Below are 16,235 nucleotides of genomic sequence, written 5' to 3'. Positions count from 1 at the left end.
GGGCGGCGAAAACGCGTCCGACACAGCGATGGGGAGCGCGGGGCGGCGGCCGGAATCCGTGCCGCGCCCCACGCCCCCCACCTCAGGTGTCAGTTGCCGGGTCAGCTGGCGCTGAGGGTGGCCACGTCACCCAGGTAGCCGATCTTGCCGTCGGCGACCTGGTACAGGTACACGTTCTTGGTCTTCAGCTCACCCTTGTCGTCGAAGGCGAACTCCTTGGTCAGGCCCTTGTAGTTGACACCCTTCAGGGCCGCCAGCAGCTTGTCGCGCGTGACGTCCTTACCGAGCTTCTTCATCTCGGAGATGATCAGGTTCGCGATGTCGTACGACTCGGCCGAGTAGGTGCCCGGAGGCGTGTTGAACTTCGCGGTGTACGCCTCGGTGAACGCCTTGGTGCTCTCGTTCTTCGTGGCGTCCGTGCACGGGCAGGTCAGGAACCACTTCTCGGACGCGGCGCCGGCCAGCTCGACGAACTTCGCGTCGTTGGAGCCGTCACCCGAGACGCCGATGCCCTTGAAGCCGCCGTCGGCCAGCTTCTTGGCGAACGGAGCCAGGTCCGCGTAGTAACCCGCGTAGATGAGCGCGTCGGCCTTGGAGTTGACGACCTTCGTCGCGGCAGCGGTGTAGTCCGGGGTCTTCGCCGGGACGGAGTCCGTCTCCACCGTGACGCCCGCGGCCTTCAGGCTGTCGATCGCGACCTTCGCCAGACCGACGCCGTACTCGCTCTTGTCGTCGATGACGAAGACCTTCTTGGCCTTCTCGTGCTTCGAGAGGTACTCGGCCATGCCGGCACCCTGCTCGTTGTCGTTCGGCGCACCGCGCAGGAACGAGGTGAAGCCCTGGTTCGTCAGGTCCGGGTTGGTCGCCGACGGCGTCACCGCGGCGAGCTGCGCCTGGGCGTACAGACCGCCCGCGGCCTTCGTCGGGCCGGAGAACGCGGGGCCGACCACGGCGACGACGCTGGTGTCACCGATCAGCTTCTGGGCCGCAGCGGGCGACTGGTCCGGCAGGCCCTGGTCGTCGCCGTCCACGACCTTCAGCGTGAAGGGCAGGTCGCCCTTCTTGTTGGCCTCTTCCACGGCCAGCTTCAGACCGTTGTCCTCGTTGATGCCCAGCGCGCTGTTGTCACCCGACAGCGGACCCTGGAAGCCGATGGAGAACGTCGGCTTGCCGCCGCCACTGCTGCTGTCGTCCTTGTCGCCACCGCACGCGGTGAGCGCGAGAGCGCCAACTGCCACCGGGATGGCAAGCTTGACGAGCTTCTTGTTGAGCACTACGACCCCCTGGAGCCGCTCAATGAGATTACGAGTCGGCGGGCCGTAGGCCCTCCGGATTGCGACCGCGTGAACTCCACGCGGGTTGGCGGGAATGTAATCCGCTGATCAGGCACTCAGATAGGCCGTCGGAAGATATGTGATCGGACGGTGACCTCGGTCATGTGCCGGAAACAGAACGGTCCTTACCGGTAACCGGACGACCCCTGGGGGAGAGATGGAGTCAAAGGTCCGATTTGGTGGCCTTGTGCGGCGGTTGGCCCGCCGGCCCGCCCTGACGGCCCTGGCCGGAGCGCTCGCCGGAGCCACGGTAGCGGCCCTCGCCGCCGCCGCGACATGGCCCACCCCTTCCCCACCCCGGACCGGCCAACCCCTCCGTCAGCTCGAAATCCCCCTCGACGCACCGGCCGTCCACGCGGGGAACCTCGAATTCCGCGCCCTCGCCCTGCGGTGCGGCATCGCCGTCATCGTCGGCACCCACGCCGAACACTCCGCCGAAGGCCGCCTCTGCCGCATCCGCGTCACCGTCACGGTCGACGACGCCGTCAGCGCGCGCCTCGACAACGACCTCCACCGGCTCGTCCTCACCGACGGCAGCCGGCGCACCATGGACTGGGAGGCCATGCAGATCAAGCGCCAGCCCCTCACGATCGACATCGGCGCCCACGACAGCGCCACCTACGACCTGTGGTTCGACATCCCCCGCGACGCCGCCGTCGACCACCTCGCCGTCACCAACGACAAAGGGATGCCCACGGCGGACATCCCCCTGCCACAGCGCGACTGGCCCGACCACGCGGCCTGACCCGGTCCGCGGCCGACGCTACTTGGCGGCGCCGTCCACCTCGTCCAGCACGGCCTGCGCCACCGCCTGCATCGTCATGCGACGGTCCATCGACGTCTTCTGGATCCACCGGAACGCGGCCGGCTCCGTCAGCCCGTACTTCGTCTGCAGGACGCTCTTCGCCCGGTCCACCAGCTTCCGTGTCTCCAGCCGCAGGCTCAGGTCCGCGACCTCCGCCTCCAGCGCCCGCAGCTCCGTGAACCGCGACACGGCCATCTCGATCGCCGGGACGACGTCGCTCTTGCTGAACGGCTTGACCAGGTACGCCATGGCGCCGGCGTCCCGGGCCCGCTCCACCAGCTCGCGCTGCGAGAACGCGGTCAGCATCAGCACCGGCGCGATCTTCTCCTTGGCGATCCGCTCCGCGGCCGAGATCCCGTCCAGCACGGGCATCTTCACGTCCAGGATCACCAGGTCCGGCCGCAGCTCCTCGGCGAGCTTCACGGCCGTCTCGCCGTCACCCGCCTCACCGACGACGGAGTAGCCCTCCTCCTCGAGCATCTCTTTCAGGTCGAGCCTGATAAGAGCCTCGTCCTCGGCGATCACCACACGGGTGGTCAGCGGCGGTACGTGCGACTGCTCGTCAACGGGCTCGGCGGCGCTCACGGGACTCCTCGTTCCAGGGCAGGTGCTGCCCCAAGAGCCTACCTATCTCCGGTATGTTTAGGACACGGAGGGTATACGCTAGCCTTCGCTTCAAAGGAAGCCCCGGTAGCCCAGCGGTAGAGGCAATGGTCTCAAACACCATATAGCGTGGGTTCGAATCCCACCCGGGGCACTCCACCTTCAAATTCAAGGCGTTTATCACTCAGGGTGATCTTCACTGAGTCGAGTGAGCGGCACTGGATTTCCGGTCACGCGTGGCGGGAATCACGCCAAAGTCGTTCACATGTACGACCTGGAAACCCGCCGCCGGGCCCTCGCGCTCCTCGTCGAAGGCCGGAGCCTGAACTCCGTGAGCCGGATGACCGGTGTGTCCCGTTCCGCCATCCGTGACTGGCGCACCCGCATCGAACCCAGGCGAAACGGCACCGACTGCACCGGCCGCGCATCCGGCCCCGCCTACGCCTACCTGCTCGGCCTCTACCTCGGCGAGGGCTGCATCAGCGCCCAGCCGCGCGGCGGCCACGCCCTGCGCATCGCCTGCGGCGACGCCTGGCCCGGACTGATCGACGCGTGCGAGCAGGCCATGAGGGCCGTCCGGCCCGGGAACTCCGTGTGCCGCGTCCACACCCAGGGCTGCACCATGGTCACGTCCTACAGCGATCACTGGCCCTGCCTCTTCCCCCAGCACGGACCCGGCAGGAAGCACGAGCGCCGCATCGCGCTGGAGCCCTGGCAACAGGCCGTCGTCGACGAACGGCCCTGTGACTTCCTGCGTGGGCTCATCCATTCCGACGGGAGCCGGGTCGTCAACCGGACCACACGGACCGTGGCCGGCGGGACCAGGAGCTACGAGTACCCGCGCTACTTCTTCACCAAGAGGTCCGACGACATCCGGCGCCTGTGCACCGACACGCTCGACGCCCTCGGCGTCGCCTGGAGGCAGGCCAACGCCTGCAACATCTCCGTCGCCCGCCGGGAGGCCGTCGCGCTCATGGACCGGTTCGTCGGCCCGAAGCATTGAGGCGGGCGTTGGTGTGCCGGGTGGCGACCGCCGTGGTGGGGTCCTCGGGCCAGGGGTGCTTGGGGTAGCGGCCGCGGAGTTCCGCGCGCACCGCGCGGTAGCCGTCGCGCCAGAAGGAGGCCAGGTCGCCGGTGACGGCGGCGGGGCGTCCCGCGGGGGAGAGCAGGTGGACCAGGAGGGGGACGCGGCCGCCGGCGATGCGGGGGGTGTCGGTCCAGCCGAAGAGCTCCTGGAGCTTGGCGGCGAGGACGGGGCGGTCGTCGTCGTAGGAGACGCGGACCTTGGAGCCGGAGGGGATCTCCAGGCGTTCCGGGGCGAGTTCGTCGAGGCGGGCGGCGTCGCCGGTGGCCCAGGGCAGGAGGCGGCCCAGGGCGGTGGCGGCGTCGATGCGGGCGAGGTCGGCGCGGCGGCGGGCGGTGGCGAGTTCGGCGGCGAGCCAGTCGTCCGCGCGGGAGAGCAGGGCCTCGTCGGAGACGTCGGGCCAGGGGGCGCCGATCTCGCGGTGGAGGAAGGCGAGGCGCCGGCGCAGGGTGTCGGCGTCGCGGGTCCACCTCAGCAGGCGGGGTCCTTCGCGGCGGAGGCCGTCGAGGAGCGCGGTGTGCAGCTGTGCGGGGTCGGGGTCGGTCAGGGGCCGGGTGGTGAGGGTGATCGCGCCGAGGCGGGCGGCGTGGTGGGCGGTGACGTCGCCGTCGGCCCAGGTGACCTCGTCGGTCTCGGTGAGCAGGGGCGCGGCGGCGGTGCGGGCGGTGTCCTCGTCGATGACGGCGGCGAGGCGTACGCGGGCGGCGGGGGAGCCGGCGGGGCGGTCGGCGACGGCGACGGCGAGCCACCGGGGGGTGCCGAGGCGGGTGCCGTCGGCGAGGCCGGCGGCGGTGCCGGAGGCCATGAGGTAGCCGGAACCGTTGCCCTCGCGGCGGCGGGCGACGCGCTCGGGGAAGGCGAGTGCGGTGAGGAGGCCGGCGGCGGTGTCGTCGGTGAGCGCGGTGGCGGGGTGGTCGGGGGCCGCGGCGGCGAGGCGGCGGGCCTCGCGGCGCCAGCGGTCGGCGTGGGCGTCGTGGGCGCGGCGGGTGGTGCGCCAGGCGGCGGCGAGGTCGTCGCCGCGTTCGCGCGGGGGCTGTTCGGACAGGAGGGCGACGATGTCGGCGGCGCGGCGGGTGCCGGTGCGGGGGGCGCCGTCGAGGAGGGCGCGGGCGAGGCGGGGGTGGAGGCCGATGCGGGCCATGCGGTCGCCGCGGTCGGTGGTGCGGCCGTCGGGGCGGAGGGCTCCGATGGCGGTGAGGACGTCGCGGGCGGCGGTGAGGGCGCCGGGCGGGGGCGGATCGAGGAGGGCGAGCCCGGTGGCGTGGGGGTCGCCCCACGCGGCGGCCTGGAGGGCGAAGGGGGTGAGGTCGGCGACGGCGATCTCGGGGGAGGGGAAGCGGGGCCGGGCGGTGTCCTCGGCCTCGTTCCAGCAGCGGTAGGCGGTGCCGGGGGCTTCGCGTCCGGCGCGTCCGGCGCGCTGGGCAGCGGTGGCGAGGGAGGCCCGGACGGTGGTGAGGGAGCCGAGTCCGCGGGCGTGGTCGGTGCGGGGTTCGCGGGCGAGGCCGGAGTCGACGACGACGCGTACGCCGGGGACGGTGAGGCTGGATTCGGCGACGGAGGTGGAGAGGACGACGCGGCGCCGGGTACCGTCGCCGCCGCGGAGCACGGCGTCCTGGACGGCGGCGGGTGCCTGGCCGTGGAGTTGCAGGACGTCGGCGCCGGCGTCGCCGAGCATCCCGGCGACGCGGGCGATCTCGCCGGTGCCGGGGAGGAAGCAGAGGACGTCGCCGTCGGTGGTGCGCAGCGCGGTGCGGACGGTGGCGGCGACGTGGTCGAGGAACGCGGGGTCGACGCGCATGCCGTGCGGCGGCCGTATGCCGTGCGGCGGGGGTGCGTGGGTGACGGTGACGGGGTGGAGGCGGCCCTCGGCGTGAACGACGGGTGCGTGACCGAGCAGCCGGGACCAGGCGTCGGCGTCGGTGGTGGCGGAGGCGGCGACGATGCGCAGGTCGGGGCGGAGGGCGGCGCGCACGTCGAGCAGGAAGGCCATGGCGGTGTCGGCGTCGAGGTGGCGTTCGTGGCACTCGTCGAGGAGGACGGTGGTGGTGCCGGGGAGTTCCTGGTCGCGCTGGAGCCGCTGGAGGAGGACGCCGGTGGTGACGACCTCGACGACGGTGGCGGGGGAGACCTTGCGGTCGCCGCGCACGGTGTGTCCGACCCGTCCGCCGGTCTCCTCGCCGAGGAGCCAGGCCATGCGGCGGGCGGCGGCCTTGGCGGCCATGCGGCGTGGTTCGGCGACGACGACGGTCCGGGTGGGGCGGCCGTCGTCGAGGAGCCCGGCGAGGGCGAGCGGGACGAGGGTGGTCTTGCCGGTGCCGGGCGGGGCGGCCAGGACGGCGCAGCCGTGGCTGTCGAGGGCCTCGTGGAGGGCGGGCAGGGCGGTGCGCACCGGGAGGGCGGCGAGGGCGTCCTGCCGCAGGCCCGCGGGGCGGGGGGTGGTCACGGGGCGACGCAGACGAAGATCGCGGTGCCGGGGATGATCCGGCCGCGCAGCGGGGACCAGCCGCCCCATTCGGCGGTGTTCCAGGCGGGCCATTCGGGTTCCACGAGGTCGACGAGGTGGAAGCCGGCGGCGGCGAGTTCGCGGACGCGGTCGCCGAGGGTGCGGTGGTGTTCGACGTAGACGGCGTGTCCGCTCTCGTCCTGTTCGACGTAGGGGGTGCGGTCGAAGTAGGAGGCGGAGGCGGTGAGTCCGTCGGGGCCGGGTTCGTCGGGGAAGGCCCAGCGGATGGGGTGGGTGACGGAGAAGACCCAGCGGCCGCCGGGGCGCAGGACGCGCCGGACCTCGCGCATGACGTGGGCGGTGTCGGCGATGAAGGGGAGGGCGCCGTAGGCGGAGCAGGCGTGGTCGAAGGAGGCGTCGGCGAAGGGGAGGGCGCCGGCGTCGGCCTGGATGAGGGGGAAGGGGCTGTGGCCGTCGTCGATGCGGCGGGCGTGCTGGAGCTGGCGGTGGGAGAGGTCGAGGGCGACGGGCCGGGCGCCGTGCGCGGCGAGCCAGCGGGAGCACTGGGCGGCGCCGGCGCCGATCTCCAGGACGGACGCGCCCTTGAGTCCGGCGGCGGGTCCGAGGAGGTGGAGCTCGTCCTCGGTTGCTCCTTCCGGGCCCCAGACGAAATCTCCGTCGCCGAGGAACTCTCCGTGGTCGTTCTGGTACTCGTCGGCGTTGCGGTCCCACCATCCGCGGTTGGCTCGGCTGCTCTCCGTGGCGCCTGCGACACGGCGCGTGGCCTCGGGTTCTTCGGGGAAGGGCCGGGGGGCCGGTGCTTGGATCATTGCGCTGGTCGTCGTACCCTCTGTGGTGACCTGTGGCTGCGGTGCCGCCGCAACACGTCTATGTGCCAGTGCCCGGTACGGGGTGTTACGCCCGTGGTGCGCTCTTCGTGCATTGACCGTGCCCGGCTGCCCCCGTATGCTACAAGTTGCGCTGCGAGCCTGCGCGCCTCGGACGGAGCAGGCTGCGCTCACATCTGTTGTAAACCTCTCGGCCTCTGGGCTGTCCGGAATCGGCAGGAGCGAAACGGGCTTACGGCGTAGCAGTACCTACGACTTCATGTCCGTACCGGAGCCCTTTTCCTAATGACGAGCAGCACCGAGGCCCAGGCCCCTCGTACCACCCCGCAGGTGGCGGTCAACGACATCGGTTCCGAGGAAGCCTTCCTCGCCGCGATCGACGAGACGATCAAGTACTTCAACGACGGCGACATCGTCGACGGCGTCATCGTGAAGGTCGACCGGGACGAGGTCCTGCTCGACATCGGTTACAAGACCGAGGGTGTCATCCCCTCGCGCGAGCTTTCGATCAAGCACGACGTCGACCCCAACGAGGTCGTCGCCGTGGGCGACGAGATCGAGGCCCTGGTCCTCCAGAAGGAGGACAAGGAGGGCCGTCTGATCCTGTCCAAGAAGCGCGCTCAGTACGAGCGTGCCTGGGGCACGATCGAGAAGATCAAGGAAGAGGACGGGATCGTCACCGGTACCGTCATCGAGGTCGTCAAGGGTGGTCTCATCCTCGACATCGGCCTCCGTGGCTTCCTCCCCGCCTCGCTGGTCGAGATGCGCCGTGTCCGCGACCTCCAGCCGTACGTCGGCAAGGAGCTCGAGGCCAAGATCATCGAGCTGGACAAGAACCGCAACAACGTGGTCCTGTCCCGCCGTGCCTGGCTGGAGCAGACCCAGAGCGAGGTCCGTCAGACCTTCCTCACCACCCTCCAGAAGGGTCAGGTGCGCTCCGGCGTCGTCTCCTCCATCGTCAACTTCGGTGCCTTCGTGGACCTGGGTGGCGTGGACGGCCTGGTGCACGTGTCGGAGCTGTCCTGGAAGCACATCGACCACCCCTCCGAGGTCGTCGAGGTCGGCCAGGAGGTCACGGTCGAGGTCCTGGACGTCGACATGGACCGTGAGCGTGTCTCCCTGTCGCTGAAGGCGACCCAGGAAGACCCGTGGCAGCAGTTCGCCCGCACCCACCAGATCGGCCAGGTCGTGCCCGGCAAGGTCACGAAGCTGGTGCCGTTCGGTGCGTTCGTCCGCGTGGACGAGGGCATCGAGGGTCTGGTCCACATCTCCGAGCTGGCCGAGCGCCACGTGGAGATCCCGGAGCAGGTCGTCCAGGTCAACGACGAGATCTTCGTCAAGGTCATCGACATCGACCTCGAGCGCCGTCGCATCAGCCTCTCGCTGAAGCAGGCCAACGAGTCCTTCGGTGCCGACCCGGCCTCGGTCGAGTTCGACCCGACCCTGTACGGCATGGCCGCGTCCTACGACGACCAGGGCAACTACATCTACCCCGAGGGCTTCGACCCCGAGGCCAACGACTGGCTCGAGGGCTACGAGACCCAGCGCGAGGCGTGGGAGCACCAGTACGCCGAGGCGCAGTCCCGCTTCGAGCAGCACCAGGCCCAGGTCATCAAGTCCCGCGAGGCCGACGCCGAGGCTGCGGCCGCGGCCGGCGAGGCGGCTCCGGCCGGTCCGACCGGTGGCTCGTACTCCTCGGAGTCCGGCGACCAGTCCGGCGCGCTCGCCTCGGACGAGGCGCTGGCCGCGCTCCGCGAGAAGCTGGCCGGCGGCCAGAGCTGATCGCAGGGCGTATCGCCCACGCACCACGGAAGGACCCGCTCTCCTGTTGGAGGGCGGGTCCTTCCGCGTTGCGGGGTCCGGTGGGAATGCGCGGGCTGTGCGGTCCGTTGCACCGAGAGTTGAGAAGACCGAGGGAAGGGTGCGCAGTGCTGGATCCGCAGGGGCTGTACGCATACGAGCCGGGCGGGGCAGAGGCGGTCGACGAGGCGTTCGGTGAGACCGGACCCGTGCTGCTGTACCACTTCGACGGGTACATCGACGCCGGGGAGACCGGCGGGCAGGTCGTCGAGGAGTTGCTGGAGCGGCAGGAGCACCAGGTGGTGGCGCGTTTCGACGCGGACCGCCTGGTGGACTACCGCGCGCGCCGTCCGCTGATGACCTTCAAGCGGGACCGCTGGACGGCGTACGACGCGCCGGAGATCGCGTTGCGGCTGGTCCGCGACAGTACGGGCAGCCCGTTCCTGCTGCTGTCGGGCCAGGAGCCGGACATCGAGTGGGAGCGTTTCGCCGCCGCGGTGGTGCAGGTCGTGGAGCGGCTGGGGGTACGGCTGGCGATCAACTTCCACGGCATCCCCATGGGCGTGCCGCACACCCGCCCGGTGGGGCTGACGCCGCACGGCAACCGGCTGGACCTGGTGCCGGGGCACCGCAGCTGGTTCGACGAGGCGCAGGTGCCGGGCAGCGCGGAGTCGCTGGTCGAGTTCCGGCTGGCGGAGGCGGGCCGTGATGTGCTGGGCCTGGCCGCGCACGTGCCCCACTACCTGGCGCGTTCGGGTTACCCGGACTCCGCGCTGACGGTGGTGGAGACGCTGACGGCCGCCACCGGACTGGTGCTTCCGCAGGTGGCGCACGCGCTGCGGATGGAGGCGCACACGGTGCGCGCCGAGATCGACCGGCAGGTCGCCGACGGTGACGCGGAGCTGGTCGCGGTGGTGCAGGGCCTGGAGAACCAGTACGACGCGCTGGCGGGCGGCGGCAGCCGGCAGAACCTGATCGCCGAGCCGGTCGAGCTGCCGTCGGCGGACGACCTTGCGGCGGAGTTCGAGCGCTTCCTGGCCGACCGTGAGGACGACGGCTCCTGACCCGGATCGTGGGTGTGCGGGGGCACCGGTAGTCTCGCGCCATGGTCAAAGTGGGGTTGACGGGCGGGATCGGTGCGGGCAAGAGCGAGGTGTCGCGGCTGCTGGCCTCGTACGGGGCGGTGCTGGTCGACGCCGACCGGATCGCGCGCGAGGTGGTGGAGCCGGGCACGCCCGGGCTGGCGGCGGTGGTCGCCGAGTTCGGCGAGGGGGTGCTGGCCGCGGGCGGCGCCCTCGACCGGCCGAAGCTGGGCGCGATCGTCTTCTCCGACCCCGAGCGGCTGCGGGCGCTGAACGCCATCGTCCACCCCCTGGTCCGGGACCGTTCGGCGGCGCTGGAGCAGGCGGCCGGCCCGGACGCGGTTGTCGTGCACGACGTGCCGCTGCTGGCGGAGAATGCCCTGGCACCGCTGTACGACGTGGTCGTGGTGGTGGACGCCGCACCAGAGACCCAGCTGGACCGGCTGGTGCGGCGGCGCGGCATGGCCGAGGAGGACGCCCGGGCCCGGATGGCGGCCCAGGCCACCCGGGAACAGCGGCTGGCGGTCGCCGACGTCGTGATCGACAACGACGGGCCGCTGGAGGCGCTGGAGCCCCAGGTCCGGCAGGTGTGGGAGCAGTTGCGTCAAAAGATCGTCAAGAGCTGATCCGGAATCCTCTCCGTGGACGTCTGTGGAGCAGTAGCGTCGCTCCACCGCGGACAGAGGGGGCTGGGATGGAAGCCGTGTCGGCAGCGATCGGGATCGCCGTCGTGGTGCTGGGACTGGGTGGTCTCAAGAGCAGTTTCCGGGTGATCAAGCAGTACGAGCGGGGCGTGGTCTACCGCTTCGGGCGGGTGCGGCCGCAGGCCAAGCAGCCCGGGCCGCGCCTGCTGGTGCCGCTGGCGGACCGGATGACCAAGGTCAACATGCAGGTGGTGACCATGCCGGTGCCCTCGCAGGAGGGCATCACCCGCGACAACGTCTCGGTCCGGGTGGACGCCGTGCTGTACTTCCGGGTCATCGACCCGGTCAAGGCCACGGTGGACGTGCAGAACTACCAGTTCGCGATGTTGCAGGTGGCCCAGACCTCGCTGCGCTCGGTGATCGGCAAGAGCGAGCTCGACGACCTGCTGTCGGGGCGCGAGGCGATGAACGAGGGCCTGGAGCTGATGCTGGCCACGCCTGCCGTCGGGTGGGGCATCCACATCGACCGCGTGGAGATCAAGGACGTGGCCCTGCCGGAGTCGATGAAGCGGTCGATGGCGCGGCAGGCCGAGGCAGACCGCGAGCGCCGGGCGCGCATCATCACCGCCGACGGCGAACTGCAGGCCTCGCAGAAGCTCGCGCAGGCCGCGGCCGCGATGGACGGCACGCCCGCGGCGATGCAGCTGCGCCTGCTGCAGACGGTCGTGGAGGTGGCCGCGGAGAAGAACTCGACGCTGGTCATGCCGTTCCCGGTGGAGATGCTGCGCTTCTTCGAGCGGGCGTCGGGTGGCGAACGTCCGGCCGCCGAGCCGGCCCCTGTTCCTGCCCCGGCACCTGACCCCGCCGCGGCTGTGGAGCCGCCGCGGCCCGTCGCCGAGGTCGGCGGCGCGGCGCCGGCGGCCCTGGAGGCGCCGAAGGACCCGGCGGGGCCCACGGTGCCGGCGGAACGGCGCCCGGCCGACGAGGAGGCCTGAGCGACCACCGGGGTGTTCCGCCGGGGAATGCATATGCGGATGGTGATGTTGGGTAGTTGTGAGCTGTTGAGCGCCCGGGGAAGGAGGCGGCTGTGCCCGAGCAGAGCCCCGAGAACCACGTCATCGACTTCCGTGCGGCCGAGCAGCTGCTGGCGGTCCGCGACGCCCGTGGGGCGGTGAAGCTGCTGGACTCGGTCATCGCCGCCCACCCGGAGAACACCGCGGCGCGGCTGCTGCGCGCGCGGGCCTTCTTCCTGTCCGCGCAGCTGCGCCCGGCCGAGCTGGAGTTCCAGGTCGTCCTGGAGCGCGAGCCGGACAACGCGTACGCGCACTTCGCCCTCGGCCGCACCCTGGAGCGTTCCGGCCGCTCCGACGAGGCGCTGCGGCACTTCCGGCTGGCGGCGGCGCTCGACCCCAAGCCCGACTACCTGCAGGCGGCCCGCTTCCCTGGTCCGGCGTGAGCCAGGGTGGGTAGTCCGTCCGCTTTTACGGCGAACATCCCTCGCGTCACATTGATCCGTATCGTCACTCCCGTTACCGTTCCGGGGCACGCGTTCTGACGCAGCCTCAACTGTCGGGAGCCGGCCGTGACTCGAGTGACCAGGCGGATGCTGCTGGGTTCCGCCGCCGCGACCGCGACGGGCGCGGTGTTCGCGACGGGGGCGGCGGGCGCGACCACGGCCGCTGCCTTCGACACCGCTCCCGCACGCGCCGCGCTGGGCCGGCTGCTGCCACGGCACGCGGGGCAGTTCCGGTTGGTCGCGCAGGGCCGGGGGAACGGCGGCAAGGACGGCGAACGGTCCGACCGCTTCCGGATCGCGGGTGCGCGGGGCCGTATCGAGGTGGCCGGTACGTCCCCGGCCACACTGCTGTGCGGCGTGCGCTGGTACCTCAAGCACGTGTGCGGTGTGGGCGTCTCCTGGGTGGGCGACAGCCTGGACGCCCTGCCCGCGACGCTCCCGGCGCCACCCCCGGGCGGCATCGCCCGCCGCGCCACCGTGCCGCACCGCTTCGTGCTCAACGACACCAACGACGGGTACACCGCCCCCTACGCCGACTGGTCGCGCTGGGAGCGCTTCATCGACGTCCTGGCACTGCACGGCTGCAACGAGGTGCTGGTGGTGGCCGGTGCGGAGGCCGTGTACCGGCGCGTGCTGCGCGAGTTCGGCTACTCCGACAAGGAGGCCCTGGCCTGGCTGCCGGCCCCGTCCCACCAGCCGTGGTGGCTGCTGCAGAACCTCTCCGGGTACGGCGGCCCGTTGACCGCGGGCATCGTCGACGCCCGCGCGGCGCTGGGCCGCAGGATCACCGCGCGGCTGCGCGAACTGGGTATGGCCCCCGTGCTGCCGGGCTACTTCGGCACCGTCCCGGACGGCTTCGCCGGCCGCAACCCCGGGGCGCACGTCGTCCCGCAGGGCACCTGGCACGGCTTCGCCCGCCCGGACTGGCTCGACCCGCGCACCGGCGCATTCGCCGCGGTGGCCGCCTCCTTCTACCGCCACCAGAAGCAGCTGTTCGGCGAGGCCGCGTACTTCAAGATGGACCTGCTCCACGAGGGCGGCACCGCGGGCGGGGTCCCCGTGGCCGCGGCCGCCCGCGGCGTCCAGGCGGCGCTGCGCGCGGCGCACCCCCGCGCCACCTGGGTGATCCTCGGCTGGGAGAAGAACCCGCGGGCCGACCTGCTGGAAGCGGTCGACAAGGAGCGGACGCTCGTCGTGGACGGCGTCTCCGACCGGTTCGCCTCGGTCACCGACCGCGAGCGGGACTGGGCGGGCACCCCGTACGCCTTCGGCTCCATCCCCAACTTCGGCGGCCGGACGACGATCGGCGCCAAGACCCACGTGTGGGCGGACCGCTTCTTCAGCTGGCGGGACAAGCCCGGCAGCGCCCTGGCCGGCACCTGCTACCTCCCGGAGGCCGCCGAACGCGACCCGGCAGCCTTCGAGCTGTTCTGCGAACTGCCCTGGCACGAGCAGCGGGTGGACCTGCCGACCTGGTTCGACACCTACGCGCGGACCCGTTACGGCACCGAGGACGGCCAGGCACGCGTCGCCTGGCAGGCGCTGCGCCGCACCGCCTACCGGCACGACGCGCTGGAGCGCGCCGACGCCCACGACAGCCTCTTCACCGCCCGTCCCTCGCTGACGGCCGACTCCAGCAGCGTGTACGCGCCGAACGCTCTTACCTACGATCCCGCCGCCTTCGACGCGGCGTTCGCCGCGCTGCTGGCGGTGTCCGCAGGGGCACGCGGCCGCGACGCCTACCGCTACGACCTGACCGACGTCGCCCGGCAGGCCGTCGCCAACCGCAGCCGGCAGCTCCTGCCGCAACTGCGCGCAGCGTTCGCGCGCGGCGACGCGGCGGTCTTCCGCCAGCTGTCCGAGCTCTGGCTGCGGCTGATGCGGCTGGCCGACGAGGTCGCGGGCGGCCACCGGGCCTTCCTGCTCGGCCCCTGGCTCGCGGAGGCCCGGGCCTGGGGCGGGGCGGACGCGCAGCGCGCCGAACTCGAGCGCACCGCCCGGGTGCTGACCACCACCTGGGGCGGGCGCGCGACGTCGGTGTCGCTGCACGAGTACGCCAACCGTGACTGGAACGGGCTGGTCGCGGACTTCTACCTGCCGCGCTGGCGGACCTTCCTGGACGAGTGCGCGGCGGCCCTCACCACCCGCCGCACCCCGCGGGCCGTCGACTGGTACCGCGCCGAGGAGCCCTGGACGAAGCGCGCCAGGCGCTACCCCACCCGGCCCACCGGCGATGCGCACACGCTCGCCCGGCGGGCCTACGAGATCCTTGCCGCGGCCCCCTACCAGGGCACGCTGACCGTGACCGCGGACCCGGTGACGCTGGTGCCGGGCGGCCGGGCCGTGGTCACCGCGGAGTTCGCCAACACCAACGGACTCGCCCCCACCGGCACGGTCGGCTTCTCCCTGACCACGGACGGGGTGCGGGCCGCACCGCGCGGGGCGCTGTCGCTGCCGCGCGTGGCGGCCGGTGGCACCGGCCGTGCGACCTGGCACGTCACCGCGCCCGAGGCCCGCCCCAAGCGGCCGCTGTCGCCGCTGCGGTACGAGGCGCGGGCCGCGTACGAGCCGGTGCCCGGCGGCGCGCGGGTGCCCGCGGTGGCCACGGGGGACCTGTACGTCGCGGGCCCGCTGGACCGTGCGTACCGGACCGTCAACGGCACCGGAGCGGTGTTCGGGCAGCTCGGCGACCGCTTCGCCATCGACGGCGCCGGGCGCGACCTGTGGAAGGGAACGGCCGAGTTCGCGGCGGTCCTGCGGCCCGGCGCGCTGCGCGACGGCGGGTCGGTCACCACCCGGGTCGACAGCCAGGCCGAGACCGCCGCATGGGCGCGGGCCGGCATCGTCGTCCGCGACGACCTCGACGACCCGGCCGCCCCGGGCTTCCTGAACCTGGCGGTGAGCCCCGGGCACGGGGTGACGCTGTCGTACGACTCCGACGGCGACGGCCGGCTGAACCGCTACCGGCGGCTCGCCGGTGTGCGGGCCCCGGTGCTGCTGAGGCTGCGCCGCAGGGGCCGCGCGTACACGGGGGAGTGCAGCACCGACGACGGGACGACGTGGCGGAAGGTCGCGACCGTGACCGTTCCGGCGGCGGCCCGGACCCAGGACGTGGGGCTCTTCATGACCGCGGGGAACGGTGGCACGGGCGACCACGGCCTGGTGGAGTTCACGGGCTTCCGCGTCACCTGAGGCCGCCGGTTCCGCTGCCACCGCCGGTTGCGCCGCCCCTGCCCACGGCGGCGACGAGGGCGGCCAGGGCGTCACCGAACCGGTCCAGTCCCTCGCCGGGGGCACCACCGGGCTCGCTCATGTACCCGTCCCTGCGGATCTCGACCATCAGCGCCGAGACCTCGCGGACTTCGCCGTAGTGCTTCAACGGCACATAGGTGCCGGCGAACGGCGAGTCGAGACCGACCTCGCCGCACGGCGCGAAGGCCTCGCGGGCGGCGTCCAGCAGCCAGCCCGGGGTGTGGAAGGCGTCGGTGCCCAGGCAGACGGCGGGCCGGGGCCCGTCGCCGTGCAGCTCGTAGGGGAGCGGCGCGCCGGGGTAGGAGTGCACGTCGATGACGACCGCTCGCCCGGTGGCCTCCAGCCGGTCCTGCACGGCCGCCGTCATGCCGGCCGCGTACGGCTCGAAGTAGGCGTCCAGCAGGGCCCGTTCGTGCCGGGGGTCGGGCTCGCGCAGCGGCGCCCCGTGCGAGGTGCGGGTGTAGACGGCGCCCATGCCGACGGCCCGCATCTCCTCCCGCTCGTCCGGGAACCGCTCGGGGTCGACGACCAGCCGCGACAGCCGGTTGGTGAACCGCCACGCCCGCGTCCGTCCGGCGGCGCGCGCCGCGATCAGGTCGGTGTACGAGTCCGTCATGTGGTCGAGCTCGGCCGCCAGTCCGGCGTCGTCCAGGAGGATGCGCTCACGGACGTGCCCGGGCACGGCGCGGGCGCTGTGCGGGACGTGGAGGAGCACCGGCGAGTCCGGCGCGCCCTCGGTGATGCGGAAAGTCGATTCGTCCATTTCTCCACCCCTCCCCGGCCCCCGCCGGTGTGACCTGCCGTCCAGCACGGCGGTGTTGAGG

The 16,235-nt window shown here is 72.3% G+C and carries 13 protein-coding genes and 1 tRNA gene; 9 read left to right on the top strand and 5 right to left on the bottom strand.

Annotated elements, in window-relative coordinates:
• Nucleotides 1-101: 101 nt before the first annotated feature.
• On the bottom strand, nucleotides 102-1,274 hold the full coding sequence (locus ABZ312_RS15355) for a branched-chain amino acid ABC transporter substrate-binding protein (RefSeq protein ID WP_500331952.1): 1,173 nt from the start codon (nucleotides 1,272-1,274) through the stop codon (nucleotides 102-104).
• Between the two features lie 247 nt (nucleotides 1,275-1,521).
• Here ABZ312_RS15355 and ABZ312_RS15350 point away from each other — a divergent pair, with 247 nt between their 5' ends.
• Nucleotides 1,522-2,079, top strand: coding sequence for a hypothetical protein (locus ABZ312_RS15350; protein WP_500331953.1), 558 nt, complete (start codon nucleotides 1,522-1,524; stop codon nucleotides 2,077-2,079).
• A gap of 18 nt (nucleotides 2,080-2,097) precedes the next feature.
• Here ABZ312_RS15350 and ABZ312_RS15345 read toward each other — a convergent pair whose 3' ends face one another.
• Nucleotides 2,098-2,724, bottom strand: coding sequence for an ANTAR domain-containing response regulator (locus tag ABZ312_RS15345; RefSeq protein WP_499511266.1), 627 nt, complete (start codon nucleotides 2,722-2,724; stop codon nucleotides 2,098-2,100).
• A 99-nt stretch (nucleotides 2,725-2,823) separates the two neighbouring features.
• On the opposite strand from ABZ312_RS15345, the gene ABZ312_RS15340 reads away from it, so the two are divergent.
• Together ABZ312_RS15340 and ABZ312_RS15335 are read left to right on the top strand one after the other, a co-directional pair.
• A tRNA-Leu gene (locus ABZ312_RS15340) sits at nucleotides 2,824-2,896 on the top strand.
• A 111-nt stretch (nucleotides 2,897-3,007) separates the two neighbouring features.
• The gene (locus ABZ312_RS15335) at nucleotides 3,008-3,745 is read left to right on the top strand and encodes a hypothetical protein (RefSeq protein ID WP_500331954.1); all 738 of its coding nucleotides are present in this window, start codon (nucleotides 3,008-3,010) and stop codon (nucleotides 3,743-3,745) included.
• Here the strand turns inward: ABZ312_RS15335 and hrpB are convergent.
• Together hrpB and ABZ312_RS15325 are read right to left on the bottom strand one after the other, a co-directional pair.
• On the bottom strand, nucleotides 3,714-6,362 hold the full coding sequence (gene hrpB, locus ABZ312_RS15330; protein WP_500437833.1) for an ATP-dependent helicase HrpB: 2,649 nt from the start codon (nucleotides 6,360-6,362) through the stop codon (nucleotides 3,714-3,716). The two genes, ABZ312_RS15335 and hrpB, sit on opposite strands and share 32 nt — an antisense overlap.
• Nucleotides 6,266-7,099, bottom strand: a complete 834-nt coding sequence (locus ABZ312_RS15325) for a class I SAM-dependent methyltransferase (RefSeq protein ID WP_500327197.1) — start codon at nucleotides 7,097-7,099, stop codon at nucleotides 6,266-6,268. Before ABZ312_RS15325 ends, hrpB begins: the two co-directional genes overlap by 97 nt.
• 303 nt (nucleotides 7,100-7,402) lie before the next feature.
• On the opposite strand from ABZ312_RS15325, the gene rpsA reads away from it, so the two are divergent.
• The 6 genes from rpsA to ABZ312_RS15295 all read left to right on the top strand — a co-directional run bounded on the left by rpsA (nucleotide 7,403) and on the right by ABZ312_RS15295 (nucleotide 15,351).
• Nucleotides 7,403-8,899 carry a 30S ribosomal protein S1 gene (gene rpsA / locus ABZ312_RS15320; RefSeq protein ID WP_499511262.1) on the top strand — a complete coding sequence of 499 codons (1,497 nt, stop codon included), beginning with the start codon at nucleotides 7,403-7,405 and terminating at the stop codon, nucleotides 8,897-8,899.
• Nucleotides 8,900-9,045: 146 nt separating this feature from the next.
• Nucleotides 9,046-9,981: a PAC2 family protein gene (locus ABZ312_RS15315; RefSeq protein ID WP_500327198.1), complete on the top strand. Its 936-nt coding sequence runs from the start codon at nucleotides 9,046-9,048 to the stop codon at nucleotides 9,979-9,981.
• A gap of 41 nt (nucleotides 9,982-10,022) precedes the next feature.
• Entirely contained in the window at nucleotides 10,023-10,625 is a 603-nt protein-coding gene (gene coaE, locus ABZ312_RS15310; RefSeq protein ID WP_500327199.1) for a dephospho-CoA kinase, read from the top strand.
• Between the two features lie 68 nt (nucleotides 10,626-10,693).
• A complete protein-coding gene (locus ABZ312_RS15305) occupies nucleotides 10,694-11,638 on the top strand; it encodes a slipin family protein (protein ID WP_500327201.1) in 945 nt (314 codons plus the stop codon).
• 92 nt (nucleotides 11,639-11,730) lie between these two features.
• Nucleotides 11,731-12,099 carry a tetratricopeptide repeat protein gene (locus ABZ312_RS15300; RefSeq protein ID WP_500327202.1) on the top strand — a complete coding sequence of 123 codons (369 nt, stop codon included), beginning with the start codon at nucleotides 11,731-11,733 and terminating at the stop codon, nucleotides 12,097-12,099.
• Nucleotides 12,100-12,246: 147 nt separating this feature from the next.
• Nucleotides 12,247-15,351, top strand: coding sequence for an alpha-N-acetylglucosaminidase (locus ABZ312_RS15295; RefSeq protein ID WP_500437878.1), 3,105 nt, complete (start codon nucleotides 12,247-12,249; stop codon nucleotides 15,349-15,351).
• Here the strand turns inward: ABZ312_RS15295 and ABZ312_RS15290 are convergent.
• Nucleotides 15,344-16,174, bottom strand: coding sequence for an N-formylglutamate amidohydrolase (locus tag ABZ312_RS15290; RefSeq protein WP_500437831.1), 831 nt, complete (start codon nucleotides 16,172-16,174; stop codon nucleotides 15,344-15,346). The two genes, ABZ312_RS15295 and ABZ312_RS15290, sit on opposite strands and share 8 nt — an antisense overlap.
• Between the last annotated feature and the right edge of the window lie 61 nt (nucleotides 16,175-16,235).

Origin of the sequence: Streptomyces sp. NPDC006207 (assembly GCF_040613835.1) — a bacterium.
Classification (GTDB): domain Bacteria; phylum Actinomycetota; class Actinomycetes; order Streptomycetales; family Streptomycetaceae; genus Actinacidiphila.
Note: the sequence above shows the minus strand (reverse complement) of the source record. Positions and strands in the feature narration are given on the sequence as shown.

Coding starts and splice junctions, on each gene's coding strand:
- coaE (WP_500327199.1), top strand. CDS start 10,023: ATGGTCAAAGTGGGGTTGACGGGCGGGATCGGTGCGGGCAAGAGCGAG.
- ABZ312_RS15290 (WP_500437831.1), bottom strand. CDS start 16,174: ATGGACGAATCGACTTTCCGCATCACCGAGGGCGCGCCGGACTCGCCG.
- ABZ312_RS15325 (WP_500327197.1), bottom strand. CDS start 7,099: ATGATCCAAGCACCGGCCCCCCGGCCCTTCCCCGAAGAACCCGAGGCC.
- ABZ312_RS15335 (WP_500331954.1), top strand. CDS start 3,008: ATGTACGACCTGGAAACCCGCCGCCGGGCCCTCGCGCTCCTCGTCGAA.
- ABZ312_RS15295 (WP_500437878.1), top strand. CDS start 12,247: ATGCTGCTGGGTTCCGCCGCCGCGACCGCGACGGGCGCGGTGTTCGCG.
- hrpB (WP_500437833.1), bottom strand. CDS start 6,362: ATGGCCCGCCTGGAACACCGCCGAATGGGGCGGCTGGTCCCCGCTGCG.
- ABZ312_RS15305 (WP_500327201.1), top strand. CDS start 10,694: ATGGAAGCCGTGTCGGCAGCGATCGGGATCGCCGTCGTGGTGCTGGGA.
- rpsA (WP_499511262.1), top strand. CDS start 7,403: ATGACGAGCAGCACCGAGGCCCAGGCCCCTCGTACCACCCCGCAGGTG.